The following is a 13581-nucleotide window of genomic DNA, read 5'->3' on the forward strand; positions in this document are numbered from 1 at the left end:
AGTCCGCTGATTCAGGAGTTAATGCAATGTCACACCTCTGGCTACAAATCATCATTACCTTGATCGCCACACTAGCCCTGAGCCTGGTGGCGGGACGTTATCTGGCTAGGGTGGTGACTGATCAGAAAACCCTGCTCGACCGGCTGATCGATCCGCTGGACAGCCTGCTCTACCGGCTGATCGGCAAACAGGCCTGCAGCCAGGCGATGAACTGGAAAAGTTACACCCTGCACATGCTGGCGACCAACCTGGTGATGGCCCTGCTCATCTACCTGGTGCTGATCTTCCAGAATGTCCTGCCGCTCAACCCGCAGCATTTCGCCGGCATGGAACCGATGCAGGCGTTCAACACCGCCATCAGCTTCATAACCAACACCAACTGGCAGAGTTATGGCGGCGAAAGCACCCTGTCCAACTTCAGCCAGATGGCGGCCATCACCTTTCCGATGTTCACCTCGGCGGCGACCGGTTTCGTGGTGGCGATTGCCTTTATCCGTGCCTTGCTGGTCACCGACGGCGGCGCCAATCTCGGCAACTTCTATCGCGACCTGATCCGCTTCACCACCCGGGTGCTGCTGCCGGTGGTGCTGGTGCTGAGCCTGTTCCTGATCTGGCAAGGCGTACCGCAGACCCTGGATGCCAGCGTGGTGACCGACACCCTCCAGGGTGGCCACCAGACCCTGACCCTGGGCCCGGTCGCGGCCCAGGAAGCGATTGAAAACCTCGGCACCAACGGCGGCGGTTTCTTCAACGTCAATGCCGCGCATCCGTTCCAGAACCCCAGCGCCCTGAGCAACTTCGTACTGATCCTGTTGATGGCCAGCCTGCCCGCCGCGCTGGTGGTGATGTTCGGTCATATGATCAAGAACCACCGCCAGAGCGCGGTGATCTACAGCGTCATGGCCTTGATGCTGGTGGGTTTCCTGTTGCTCTGCGTGATTCCCGAGCAGGCCGGTACACCATTGCTCAGCCAGTTGGGTATCGATGCCCATGCCAGCGCCCTGCAGGCCGGCGGCAATATGGAAGGCAAGGAAGTACGCTTCGGCATCGCCCAGAGCGGACTGTACGCCGCCTACACCACGGCGTTCACCACCGGCTCGATCAACTCGATGCACGACAGCTTCACCCCGCTGGGCGGTCTCTCGACCCTGGTACAGATGATGCTGCAATGCGTCTTCGGCGGTAAGGGCGTGGGCTTCCTGAACTTCCTGATCTACGGCCTGATCGGGATCTTCGTCGCCGGCCTGATGGTCGGGCGCACCCCGGAATTCCTCGGCAAGAAGATCGAGAAACGCGAAATCATCCTGATCTCGCTGGCCATGCTGATTCACCCGCTGGTGATCCTTGCGCCGTCGGCCTGGTCCATGGTCATGCCCTATGGCGTAGCCTCGCTGGGCAACGCCGGGGCGCATGGCTATTCGGAAGTGCTCTACGCCTTCAGCTCCGCCGCGGCCAACAACGGCTCGGCCTTTGGCGGTCTGAACGCCAATACACCCTGGTACAACATCGCCATTGCCTGCGTGATCATGATCGGTCGTTATCCCTCGATCATCTTCCTGATGGCGGTCGCCGGCTCGCTGGCCGCCAAACCGACTCAACAACCCAACATAGGCACCCTGCGCACCGATACCCCGATGTTCGGCATCTGGTGGCTGGCGACGATCGTCATCGTCGGCGCACTGACCTTCCTGCCGGCGCTGGTCCTGGGACCGATCGCCGAGTTTTTCGCCATGAACAAGCACTTGCTGTTCTAAGGGTGAGGAGACTGAGATGAAAGTTGAAAAAGCATTGCCACTGGCCCCGCTGCCGACCCCGGTCGCGACCCGCAAGACGCCGCGCACGGACAACCGGCAGGAGCGCCTGCGGCTGATCCTGGTCGAACCGCTGAAAAAGCTCGACCCACGGGTGCAGATCAAGAACCCGGTCATGTTCGTGGTCTGGATCGGCACCCTGGTGACCGCCGCGCTGACCCTCAACCCACAGCTGTTCGGGCCGTCGAATGCCACCTCGCTGTACAACGGCGTGGTGACCTTCATCCTGTTCATCACGGTGTGGTTCGCCAACCTCGCCGAAGCCATGGCCGAGGGCCGAGGCAAGGCCAAGGCCGCGTCGTTGCGCCAGACCACCACGCAGCTCAATGCCACGCGGCTGCTCGCCGACGGCCACCTGGAAGTGGTGTCCGCCGCTTCGCTGCGCAAGGATGACCTGGTCAAGGTCGACCGTGGCGAACTGATTCCCATGGACGGCGAAGTGGTGGAGGGCGCGGCCTATGTCGACGAGTCGATGATCACCGGCGAATCCGCGCCAGTGATCAAGGAGTCCGGCTCGGACGTCAACTCCACCGTCACCGGTGGTACCAAGGTGATCTCCGACTCACTGGTGATCCTGGTCACCGCCTCGCCCGGCAACACCTTTCTCGACCGCATGATCAGCCTGGTGGAAGGCGCCAAACGGCAGAAGACCCCGAACGAGATCGCCCTCACGGTGCTGCTCTCGGTGCTGACCCTGATCTTCGTCATCGTGGTCAGCGCCATCGCCCCGGTGGCGAGCTACCTCAATGCGCAGATCAACGTCGCCGACCTGGTGGCCCTGATCGTCGCACTGATCCCCACCACCATCGGCGCCCTGCTCTCGGCCATCGGCATTGCCGGCATCGACCGCACGCTGCGCTTCAATATGCTGGCGATGTCCGGCAAGGCGGTGGAAGCCGCCGGTGACGTCAACACCCTGCTGCTGGACAAGACCGGGACCATCACCATCGGCAACCGCCAGGCCACCGAACTGCTGCCGGTCAAGGGGGTCACCCGCCAGGAACTGCAACAGGCGGCCTACCTCGCCTCGCTGTTCGACAGCACCCCGGAAGGCAAGTCCACCACCGCCTATGCCAAGAGCCTGGGCATCCAGGACGAAAGCCGGCTGGAAGACGCTGTGGGCATGGACTTCTCGGCGCAAACCCGCATGAGCGGTTCCGATCTGGCCGACGGCCGCATGGTGCGCAAGGGCGCGGTGGACTCGCTGGTGAGCTACGTCAGGGAGAGCTACGCCAGCGAGATTCCCGCCGACCTCGAACGCCTTGCTCTCGGCGTCAGCCAGCAAGGCGCGACGCCCCTGGCGGTGGCCATCGACGGGCGGATCCTGGGCATCATCAATCTATCCGACGTGCTCAAGCCGGGGATCCGCGAGCGGGCCGCGCAACTGCGCGCCATGGGCATCCGCACGGTGATGGTCACCGGCGACAACCCGACCACCGCCAGCGTGATCGCCGCCCAGGCCGGGCTCGACGATTTCGTCGCCCAGGCCACCCCCGAGGACAAGCTCAAGCTGATCCGTAGCGAGCAGGCGGCCGGGCACCTGGTGGCGATGACCGGCGACGGCACCAACGACGCCCCGGCCCTGGCCCAGGCGGATGTCGGCTTGGCCATGTACACCGGGACCATGCCGGCCAAGGAGGCAGCGAATATCATCGACCTGGACTCCGACCCGACCAAGTTGCTGGACCTGGTCACCATCGGCAAGCGCATGCTGATCACCCGCGGGGCGCTGACGACCTTTTCCATCGCCAACGACGTGGCCAAGTACTTCGCCATCCTGCCGGCGCTGTTCATGGTTGCCCTGCCGGGCTTGGCGGCGTTGAACCTGATGCACCTGGCCACACCGCAAAGCGCGATCCTCTCGGCGCTGATCTTCAACGCGCTGATCATTCCGGCGCTGATTCCCCTGGCCCTGCGCGGCGTCAACTTCATGCCCAAAAGCGCGGAAACCATGTTCTACCGCAACTTGCTGGTCTACGGCGTCGGCGGGCTGATCGCGCCCTTTATCGGCATCAAACTGATCGACCTGTGCCTGGCCCCGTTCCTGTAGGAGGATCTGCTCATGATCAAGTTCTTGTCACCGGCCCTGCGTGTCACCGCCGTCACCTTCGTGCTCTGCGGCCTGGCCTACCCCTTTGCCGTCACCGGGATCGGACAACTGCTGTTTCCCGCCCAGGCCAACGGCAGCCTGGTGAAAAACCCCGGGGGCCAGGTCATAGGTTCAGCGCTGATCGGCCAGCAATGGGATGCGCCGCAGTGGTTCCACGGGCGGCCATCGGCCACCACCGACACCGATCCCAAGGATCCGCTGAAAACCGTGCCGTCGCCCTATAACGCCGCCAGTTCCTCGGGTTCCAACCTCGGGCCGACCAGCCAGGCCCTGGGCGATCGGCTCAGCGCCGACCGGCATGCCCTGGAACAGGCCCAGCCGGAACTGGCCGGCCAGACCCTGCCCGCCGATATGCTGACCACCTCGGCCTCCGGCCTGGACCCGGACATCAGCCCGGCGAATGCCGCCTTGCAGGCCACCCGCGTGGCGCAACAACGCGGCGCACCACTGGATAATGTGCTGGCGCTGGTCCAGGCCAATACCCAGGCCCCGGCGCTTGGGCTGTTCGGCGAATCGCGGGTCAACGTGCTGGCCCTGAACCAGGCTCTGCAACGGGACTATCCGGCGCATCAATAAGGCGGGACAATAGGCATGATCTGGCCTGCAACTGTGACAATTGATATGAACGCACAAATTCCACGAAACATCCCAATCCTGTCCTGCCTGCTGATGCTGGCGCTCGGTTTTTCGCTGATCGCCGGCTGTTCGGGAAGGCGCTCGCAAACCCCAGTGGAAGGTTATGCCTGTTACGCCAAGGCGCTGCCGACGCAGGGGGATGGCGGATTGGCCTGGGGACCGAGCGTAAAAACCGCCAGCGTCAAAGCGATGGGTAACTGCCAGCGCTACGCCGCTGAATCGGGTGGAACACCCTCGACCTGCCAGGTCACCCTGACCGGCTGCCGATAAGCATCACTACCCCACCCCGTAGGAGCCAGCTTGCTGGCGATGGCGTCCCTGAAGTCAATACAAGACTGACAGGCCTCATCGCCGGCAAGCTGGCTCCTGGTTTTTCGGCACTTTCAAGATCCGATGCAGAGACAGGACTTACAAACTTGCACAAGGGGCTTGCACGCCGAATATTATGGTATACCATCATACCATATGTTCATCGTGCACCTCAGGAGCCCCTTTATGAGTTTCGAAATCCGCAAGATCGTCAGCTACTCCGAACAGACCCTGATCGAAGGTGGCAAGGCCTCGGACAAACCGGTGACCATGATCGGCCTCGCCGTGGTGATGAAAAACCCCTGGCTCGGTCGGGGTTTCGTCGAAGACCTGAAACCGGAAATCCGCGCCAACTGCTCCGACCTCGGCGCCATGATGGTCGAGCGCCTGGTGGCCGCCATCGGCGGCGCCGAACGCATCGAAGCCTACGGCAAGGCCGCGGTGGTCGGCGCCGACGGTGAAATCGAACACGCCTCGGCGGTGATCCACACCCTGCGCTTTGGCAACCACTACCGCGAAGCGGTCCAGGCCAAGAGCTACCTGAGCTTCACCAACAAGCGCGGCGGTCCCGGCACCTCGATCCAGATCCCGATGATGCACAAGGACGACGAAGGCCTGCGCTCACACTACATCACCCTGGAAATGCGCATCGAAGACGCCCCGCGCGCCGACGAAATCGTTGTCGTCCTGGGCTGCGCCGACGGTGGCCGCCTGCACCCGCGCATCGGCAACCGTTATATCGACCTGGAAGAACTGGCCGCCGAGAAAGCCCGATAATCAATAAGAAAGGCAGGAGCGCTCCATGATTCGGCTCACCGCTGAACGCACCCCGGCTGGCACCAGTTACCTGGCGACCGGCCAAGGCCAGCCTGTGGTCTTGATCCACGGCGTGGGCCTGAATAAAGAAATGTGGGGCGGCCAGATCGTTGGCCTGGCCACGCAGTACCGAGTGATCACCTACGACATGCTCGGCCATGGCGCCAGTCCGCGCCCGGCCAGCGGCACCGCCCTGCTCGGCTATGCCGACCAGTTGCTGGAGCTGCTCGACCACCTGCAATTGCCCCAGGCAAGCGTGATCGGCTTTTCCATGGGCGGGCTGGTCGCGCGGGCGTTTGCCTTGCATTACCCGCAACGTCTGCAAGCCCTGGTGGTACTCAACAGCGTGTTCAATCGCAGCGCCGAACAGCGTGCCGGCGTCATCGCCCGTACCGCCCAGGCCGCCGAGCACGGACCGGACGCCAACGCCGAAGCCGCGCTGTCGCGCTGGTTCAGCCGCGAATACCAGGCGGCCAATCCGGCGCAGATCGCGGCCTTGCGCCAGACTTTGGCGGACAATGACCCACAAGGTTACCTGACCACCTACGAGCTGTTCGCCACCCAGGACATGTACCGCGCCGAGGATCTGGGCGGCATAACGGTGCCGACCTTGATCGCCACGGGTGAGCTGGACCCGGGGTCGACCCCGGAAATGGCCCGTCAATTGGCCGAGCGAATTCCCGGCGCCAGCGTTGCCGTGCTCGCCGAGCAGCGGCATATGATGTCCATGGAGTCGCCGCGCCTGGTCAACCAGATGCTGCTGGATTTCCTCGCCAAGGCCCACGCCCGGCAAAACCAGATAAAGGGGATCGTTGCATGACACTCGCCCGCTTCCAGATGTGCATCGACGGTGAATGGGTCGATGCCCTGTCCGGCAAGACCTTCGACAGCCTCGACCCGGCCCTCGCCGAGCCTTGGGCCCGCTTGCCCGACGCCGACGCAGCCGATGTCGAGCGTGCGGTCCAGGCCGCGCAACGGGCTTTCGACAACCCGGCCTGGCGAGGCCTCAGCGCCACCGCCCGGGGCAAGTTGTTGCGCCGCCTCGGCGACCTGATCGCGGAAAACAAGGAACGCCTGGCCCAGTTGGAAAGCCGCGACAACGGCAAGCTGATCCGCGAAACCCGTGGCCAGGTCGGCTACCTGCCGGAATTCTTCCACTACACCGCGGGCCTGGCCGACAAGCTCGAAGGCGGTACCCTGCCGCTGGACAAGCCGGACCTGTTCGCCTACACCGTGCATGAGCCGATGGGCGTGGTCGCCGGGATCATTCCCTGGAACAGTCCGCTCTACCTGACCGCCATCAAGCTGGCACCGGCCCTCGCGGCGGGCAACACCATCGTGCTCAAGCCTTCCGAACACGCCTCGGCCACCGTCCTGGAACTCGCGCGCCTGGCCCTGGAAGCCGGCATTCCAGCCGGCGTGGTCAATGTCATCACCGGTTACGGCGCCAGCACCGGCGCGGCCCTGACCCGCCATCCGCTGGTGCGCAAGATCGCCTTCACCGGCGGCGCCGCCACCGCCCGCCACGTGGTACGCAGCAGCGCCGAGAACTTCGCCAAGCTGTCCCTGGAACTGGGCGGCAAGTCGCCGAACATCATCTTTGCCGATGCCGACCTGGACAGCGCGATCAACGGCGCCATCGCCGGGATCTACGCGGCCTCCGGGCAAAGCTGCGTCTCCGGTTCACGGCTGCTGGTGCAGGACGAGATCTACGACGAGTTCGTCGAGCGCCTGGTGGCACGCGCCCAGCGCATTCGCATCGGCAACCCGCAGGACGACAGTAGCGAGATGGGCCCGATGGCCACCGCGCAACAACTGGCCGTGGTCGAGGGCCTGGTGGCCGACGCCCTGGCCGAAGGCGCGCGCCTGCGCCTGGGCGGCAAACGTCCAGCGAATCTGGGCGCGGGCTGGTTCTACGAGCCGACCCTGTTCGAATGCGACCGCAACTCGATGAAGATCATGCAGGAAGAAGTCTTCGGCCCGGTGGCCTCGGTGATCCGCTTCAAGGACGAGGCCGAGGCCCTGGCCATCGCCAACGACTCGCAGTTCGGCCTCGCCGCCGGCATCTGGACCCGCGACCTCGGCCGCGCCCATCGCCTGGCCCGGGACATCCGCTCCGGGATCATCTGGGTCAACACCTACCGCGCGGTCTCGGCCATGGCGCCGATCGGTGGTTTCAAGAACAGCGGCTACGGTCGCGAGAGCGGTATCGATTCGGTGTTGGCCTATACCGAACTGAAAACGGTGTGGATCAACCTCTCGTCGGCACCGATGCCCGACCCCTTCGTAATGCGCTAGGAGACCGACGCGATGATCGAACCCGGTATCTACAAAGAAGTCATGGGCTCCTTCCCTTCGGGTGTCACGGTGGTCACCACCCTGGACCCCGAGGGGGGCATCGTCGGCATCACCGCCAGTGCCTTCAGCGCTCTGTCCATCGACCCGGCGCTGGTCCTGTTCTGCCCCAACTACGCCTCCGACACCTACCCGATCCTGCGCAACAGCAAGCAGTTCGCGATTCATCTGCTGTCCGCCGACCAGACCGCCGAAGCCTACGCGTTCGCCGGTAAAGGCAAGGACAAGGCCAAGGGCATTGCCTGGCACCTGAGCGCCCTGGGCAACCCGTTGCTGGACAAGGCCACGGCGATCATCGAGTGCGAGCTGTGGCGCGAATACGACGGCGGCGACCATGCCATTATCGTCGGCGCGGTGAAGAACCTGATCCTGCCCGACCGGCCGGTGACGCCGATGATCTACCACCGGGGCAAGCTCGGCCCGTTGCCTGCGCTGGCCTGAGCCTTTTGCCACGGCGCGAGCCGACGCGGATGAACGCCGCATGATAAGCTTGCCGATGATTTCGGCCCTCGATCGGCCCCACGAACTTTTAGAGCGGATCCCATGAAACGCCTGCCACTCGACGACAGCTTCAAGGTCAATCGCAATCCCGTTACCCTGCGCGAAATCGTGCTGGATAAGCTGCGAAGCGCCATCATGAACTTCCAGCTCATGCCCGGGGACCGCCTGGTCGAGCGCGATCTCTGCGAACGCCTCGGCGTCAGCCGTACCTCGGTGCGCGAAGCCCTGCGCCACCTGGAGTCCGAAGGCCTGGTGGCCTTCGCCGACGCCAAGGGCCCGAGCGTTGCCATCATCACCCTGGAAGATGCGGTCGATATCTACGAACTGCGTTGCGTGCTCGAAGGCCTGATCGTCCAGCTGTTCACCCTGCGGGCCAAGGCCAAGGACATCAAGGCCCTGGAAAAAGCCCTGGAGGTCAATCGCAAGACCCTCAAGGACGGCGAGCTGCAACAGGTGATCGACTCGGTGCAAGGCTTCTACGACGTGCTGCTCGAAGGCTCGGGCAACCATGTCGCCGCCACCCAGCTGCGCCAGTTGCAGGCGCGGATCAGCTACCTGCGGGCCACCTCGGTGTCCCAGGAAAACCGCCGCGGCGCCAGCAACCAGGAAATGGAACGCATCGTCGAGGCGATCAAGAGCGGCGACCCGCTGGCCGCCCACCAGGCCTCGGTCGACCACGTGCGCGCGGCGGCCAAGGTGGCGCTGGAGTACCTCAAGCGCAAGCAGGACGAAACCGGCCCGGCCCCCGAGATCACCGCGCCCATCGCCCTCAAAGAACCGCGCATGAGCCACTGACATGAGCAGCCCGCGCTTCTGCCCGCATTGCGGCGGCGCCGACCTCGCCCGGCAGGTGCCGCCGGGCGATACCCATGAACGCCTGATGTGCCGGGGCTGCGGCTACATTCACTACGTCAATCCGAAAATCATCGCCGGCTGCATCATCGAGCGCGACGGCCAGTACCTGCTGTGCCAACGCGCGATCCCGCCACGGCCCGGCACCTGGACCCTGCCGGCGGGCTTCATGGAGGCCGGCGAGACCACCGAGCAGGCGGCACTGCGCGAAGTCTGGGAAGAGAGCGGCGTGCGCGCGGAAATCCTCTCGCCCTACTCGATCTTCAGCGTGCCGAAAATCAGCGAGGTGTACATCATCTTCCGCGCCATCGCGCTGGAGATCACCGGCCAGTACGGCGCGGAAACCCTGGACTGCAAATTCTTCGCCCCCGAGGACATCCCCTGGGACAGCATCTACTACCCGGCGATCCGGCAGATCCTCGAACGCTATATCGAGGAACGCCAGGCCGGGGTCTACGGTATCTACATCGGCAACGACGACAGCGGCAAGATTCACTTTATCCGCTGAGCACCTTCAGGGCGCCATGCCCTCGACAATGATCACTTCAGCCCGCGCCGCGCCTTCGCGGTGCCCACGCGCCTCCTGATATTCCGCCGAACGATAGCAGGCCAGCGCCTGGTCGTAGGAATCGAACTCGATCACCACATTGCGCTGTGGCGTTTCCCGGCCCTCCAGCGCCTCGGCGCGCCCGCCCCGAGCCAACAGGCGTCCGCCGTAGCGGGCAAATACCGCTGGGGCGCGGCGGCTGTACTCGGTGTACTGCTCGGGGTCCGTGACATCCACATGGGCAATCCAGTAAGCCTTCATCGATGACCTCATTGCTGGTTGATTTTGTATTATGGTATACCATAAATCACATTTTCATACAGAGCGAGAGCCGGCATGGCCTTTGACCGTATCCAGGACATCATCGACGACTACCGCCAGGGCAAGATGGTCCTGCTGGTGGACGACGAAGATCGCGAAAACGAAGGCGACCTGCTGATCGCCGCCGACTGCTGCAACGCCCAGGCCATCAGCTTCATGGCCCGTGAGGCGCGCGGGCTGATCTGCCTGACCCTGACCGACGAGCACTGCCGGCGCCTGGGCCTGGAACAGATGGTACCGAGCAACGGCAGCGCGTTCAGCACCGCTTTCACCGTGTCCATCGAGGCCGCCCACGGCGTGACCACCGGGATTTCCGCCGCCGACCGCGCGCGCACCGTCGAAGCCGCGGTGGCCGCCGATGCCCGCGCCGAAGACCTGGTGCAGCCCGGGCACATCTTCCCCCTGCGCGCCCGGGAAGGTGGCGTGCTGACCCGCGCCGGGCACACCGAAGCCGGTTGCGACCTGGCACGCCTGGCCGGCCTGACCCCGGCCTCGGTGATCGTCGAAGTGATGAATGACGACGGCAGCATGGCTCGCCGCCCGGATCTGGAAGTATTCGCACGCAAGCATGGGATCCGGATCGGCAGCATTGCCGACCTGATCCACTACCGCCTCAGCACCGAGCACACCGTGGTGCGCATCGGCGAACGGGAACTGCCGACGGTGCACGGCACGTTCCGCCTGATCACCTTCGAGGACCGCATCGAAGGCGGCGTGCACATGGCCATGGTCATGGGTGATATCCGCCGCGACGAGCCGACGCTGGCCCGGGTTCATGTCATCGATCCGTTGCGCGACCTGGTCGGCGCCGAGTACCACGGGCCGAGCAACTGGACGTTGTGGGCCGCATTGCAACGGGTCGCCGAGGAAGGCCGCGGCGTCGTCGTGGTGCTGGCCAACCACGAATCGTCCCAGGCGCTGCTGGAACGCGTCCCCCAGTTGACCCGGCCACCGCGCCAGTACAGCCGCTCGCAATCGCGGATCTATTCGGAGATCGGTACCGGGGCACAGATACTGCAGGACCTCGGTGTCGGCAAACTGCGCCACCTGGGACCACCACTCAAATATGCCGGATTGACCGGCTACGATCTGCAGGTGGTGGAAAACATCCCCTTCCCGCAACCCTGAAAAAAAGCACCCGGGCCGGATCACCGGTAAGGCAAAGTGCTTGCAGAAAGCTTGGAATACCATAATATGATATTCCGTAGACCGGAGAAATTTGCCAAGTGCCCCCGACAGGGAAAGCCCCAACAACAGCCCTTGGCACGGTCGCCTTGAAAGGCCCCGATGGACCTACTGCTCCCGATAGGCGGGCATCAACAACCCGCTCAAAAACACAACAAATGAGGGCGTGAAAATGGTGTTGAACAAAGGTGCAACCGCAGTACTGGCCGCAAGCTTGCTGACCCTGGCCTGCAACATCGCCATGGCGGCCGAGAGCGTCAACTTCGTCAGTTGGGGTGGCAGCACCCAGGACGCGCAGAAACAGGCCTGGGCCGATCCGTTCAGCAAGGCCAGCGGCATCACCGTGGTCCAGGACGGCCCGACCGACTATGGCAAACTCAAGGCCATGGTCGAAAGCGGTAACGTGCAGTGGGACGTGGTCGACGTCGAAGCCGACTTCGCCCTGCGCGCCGCCACCGAAGGCCTGCTCGAGCCGTTGGACTTCAGCCAGATCCAGCGCGACAAGATCGACCCGCGCTTCGTCTCCGACCACGGCGTCGGCTCGTTCTACTTCTCCTTCGTGCTCGGTTACAACGAAGGCAAGCTGGGTGCCGGCAAACCGCAGGACTGGAGCGCCCTGTTCGATACCAAGACCTACCCCGGCAAACGCGCCCTCTACAAATGGCCGAGCCCCGGCGTGCTGGAGCTGGCCCTGCTGGCCGACGGCGTACCATCCGACAAGCTCTACCCACTGGACCTGGACCGCGCCTTCAAGAAACTCGACACCATCAAGAAAGACATCGTCTGGTGGGGCGGCGGCGCGCAATCCCAGCAGTTGCTGGCCTCCGGCGAAGCCAGCCTCGGCCAGTTCTGGAACGGTCGGATCTACGCCCTGCAGCAGGACGGGGCCCCGGTCGGCGTGAGCTGGAAACAGAACCTGGTCATGGCCGATATCCTGGTCATCCCGAAGGGTTCGAAAAACAAGTCGGCCGCCATGAAATTCCTGGCCAGCGCCAGCAGCGCCAAAGGCCAGGCCGACTTCTCCAACCTGACCGCCTATGCCCCGGTCAACGTCGACAGCGTCGCGCGCCTGGACTCGGTACTGGCACCGAACCTGCCGACTGCCTACGCTAAGGATCAGATCACCCTCGACTTCGCATACTGGGCCAAGAACGGTCCGGCCATTGCGACACGGTGGAACGAATGGCTGGTCAAATGAAGATGGCGGCCACGCTTTCCCCTGACACCCGTCCGACCGGCAGCGCCCCTGGCGCTGCCGGCCTGGCCAGCAGCAAGGCGGCGGTCATGCAGCAGTCCTCGTATGCGCAACGCTGGCGGGGGGCCGGCAACCTGTTACCGGCCCTGCTGTTCCTCGGCCTGTTTTTCTTCGCACCGCTGATCGGCCTGTTGCTGCGCGGCGTGCTGGAGCCTACCCCGGGATTGGAGAACTATCAGCAGCTGTTCGCCAACTCGGCCTATGCGCGGGTGTTGCTCAACACCTTTTCGGTGGCCGGGCTGGTCACGCTGTTCAGCCTGCTGCTGGGCTTTCCCCTGGCCTGGGTGATTACCCTGGTACCGCGTGGCTGGGGCCGCTGGTTGCTGAGCATCGTGCTGCTGTCGATGTGGACCAGCCTGTTGGCCCGGACCTATTCGTGGCTGGTGCTGCTGCAGGCCTCCGGGGTGATCAACAAGGCCTTGATGGCCATGGGCATCATCGACCAGCCGCTGGAGATGGTGCACAACCTGACCGGCGTGGTGATTGGCATGAGCTACATCATGGTCCCGTTCATCGTCCTGCCGTTGCAGGCGACCATGCAGGCCATCGACCCGATGATCCTGCAGGCCGGCGCGATCTGCGGGGCCAGTCCCTGGCGCAACTTCCTGCGGGTGTTCCTGCCGTTATGCCGGCCGGGGCTGTTTTCCGGCGGACTGATGGTCTTCGTCATGTCCCTGGGCTATTACGTCACCCCGGCCCTGCTCGGCGGGGCGCAGAACATGATGTTGCCGGAGTTCATCATTCAACAGGTGCAGTCGTTCCTCAACTGGGGCCTGGCCAGCGCCGGTGCCGCCCTGCTGATCCTGATCACCCTGGTGTTGTTCTACTTCTACCTGAAGCTCCAGCCGGAATCCCCGGTCGGCGCCAGTAACGCGAGGTAAGC

General features: G+C 64.1%; 14 protein-coding genes. 13 read left to right on the forward strand and 1 reads right to left on the reverse strand.

Annotated features, from left to right (window positions below):
- Window positions 1-26 precede the first annotated feature (26 nt).
- The 10 genes from kdpA (at window position 27) to PFEN_RS14795 (ending at window position 9898) form a co-directional block, all read left to right on the forward strand.
- Entirely contained in the window at window positions 27-1754 is a 1728-nt protein-coding gene (gene kdpA / locus PFEN_RS14750) for a potassium-transporting ATPase subunit KdpA (RefSeq protein ID WP_191487557.1), read from the forward strand.
- A 16-nt stretch (window positions 1755-1770) separates the two neighbouring features.
- Entirely contained in the window at window positions 1771-3861 is a 2091-nt protein-coding gene (kdpB, locus tag PFEN_RS14755) for a potassium-transporting ATPase subunit KdpB (protein WP_191487558.1), read from the forward strand.
- Window positions 3862-3873: 12 nt separating this feature from the next.
- Complete coding sequence (gene kdpC / locus PFEN_RS14760; protein WP_191487559.1) at window positions 3874-4497, forward strand: potassium-transporting ATPase subunit KdpC; 624 nt, start codon at window positions 3874-3876, stop codon at window positions 4495-4497.
- A gap of 45 nt (window positions 4498-4542) precedes the next feature.
- Window positions 4543-4827, forward strand: a complete 285-nt coding sequence (locus PFEN_RS14765) for a hypothetical protein (RefSeq protein WP_191487870.1) — start codon at window positions 4543-4545, stop codon at window positions 4825-4827.
- A gap of 225 nt (window positions 4828-5052) precedes the next feature.
- Window positions 5053-5643 carry an amino acid synthesis family protein gene (locus tag PFEN_RS14770; protein ID WP_191487560.1) on the forward strand — a complete coding sequence of 197 codons (591 nt, stop codon included), beginning with the start codon at window positions 5053-5055 and terminating at the stop codon, window positions 5641-5643.
- 25 nt (window positions 5644-5668) lie between these two features.
- A complete protein-coding gene (locus PFEN_RS14775) occupies window positions 5669-6502 on the forward strand; it encodes an alpha/beta fold hydrolase (protein ID WP_191487561.1) in 834 nt (277 codons plus the stop codon).
- Window positions 6499-7980: an aldehyde dehydrogenase gene (locus tag PFEN_RS14780; protein ID WP_191487562.1), complete on the forward strand. Its 1482-nt coding sequence runs from the start codon at window positions 6499-6501 to the stop codon at window positions 7978-7980. Before PFEN_RS14775 ends, PFEN_RS14780 begins: the two co-directional genes overlap by 4 nt.
- 12 nt (window positions 7981-7992) lie before the next feature.
- Window positions 7993-8478 (forward strand): flavin reductase family protein, encoded by a 486-nt coding sequence (locus tag PFEN_RS14785; RefSeq protein ID WP_191487563.1) that lies wholly within the window; start codon window positions 7993-7995, stop codon window positions 8476-8478.
- Between the two features lie 102 nt (window positions 8479-8580).
- Complete coding sequence (locus PFEN_RS14790; RefSeq protein WP_191487564.1) at window positions 8581-9333, forward strand: GntR family transcriptional regulator; 753 nt, start codon at window positions 8581-8583, stop codon at window positions 9331-9333.
- A gap of 1 nt (window position 9334) precedes the next feature.
- Entirely contained in the window at window positions 9335-9898 is a 564-nt protein-coding gene (locus PFEN_RS14795; RefSeq protein WP_191487565.1) for an NUDIX hydrolase, read from the forward strand.
- Between the two features lie 6 nt (window positions 9899-9904).
- On the opposite strand, the gene PFEN_RS14800 is transcribed toward PFEN_RS14795, so the two are convergent.
- Window positions 9905-10198 carry a DUF1330 domain-containing protein gene (locus PFEN_RS14800; protein WP_191487566.1) on the reverse strand — a complete coding sequence of 98 codons (294 nt, stop codon included), beginning with the start codon at window positions 10196-10198 and terminating at the stop codon, window positions 9905-9907.
- Window positions 10199-10273: 75 nt separating this feature from the next.
- Between PFEN_RS14800 and ribBA the strand changes: the two genes are divergently transcribed.
- The 3 genes from ribBA (at window position 10274) to PFEN_RS14815 (ending at window position 13579) form a co-directional block, all read left to right on the forward strand.
- Window positions 10274-11386, forward strand: coding sequence for a bifunctional 3,4-dihydroxy-2-butanone-4-phosphate synthase/GTP cyclohydrolase II (ribBA, locus tag PFEN_RS14805; RefSeq protein WP_191487567.1), 1113 nt, complete (start codon window positions 10274-10276; stop codon window positions 11384-11386).
- A gap of 229 nt (window positions 11387-11615) precedes the next feature.
- Complete coding sequence (locus tag PFEN_RS14810) at window positions 11616-12641, forward strand: polyamine ABC transporter substrate-binding protein (protein ID WP_191487568.1); 1026 nt, start codon at window positions 11616-11618, stop codon at window positions 12639-12641.
- A complete protein-coding gene (locus PFEN_RS14815) occupies window positions 12638-13579 on the forward strand; it encodes an ABC transporter permease (RefSeq protein WP_191487871.1) in 942 nt (313 codons plus the stop codon). Before PFEN_RS14810 ends, PFEN_RS14815 begins: the two co-directional genes overlap by 4 nt.
- The last annotated feature ends 2 nt before the right edge of the window (window positions 13580-13581 follow it).

The sequence above is a fragment of the Pseudomonas sp. FEN genome, assembly GCF_904067045.1.
Classification (GTDB): domain Bacteria; phylum Pseudomonadota; class Gammaproteobacteria; order Pseudomonadales; family Pseudomonadaceae; genus Aquipseudomonas.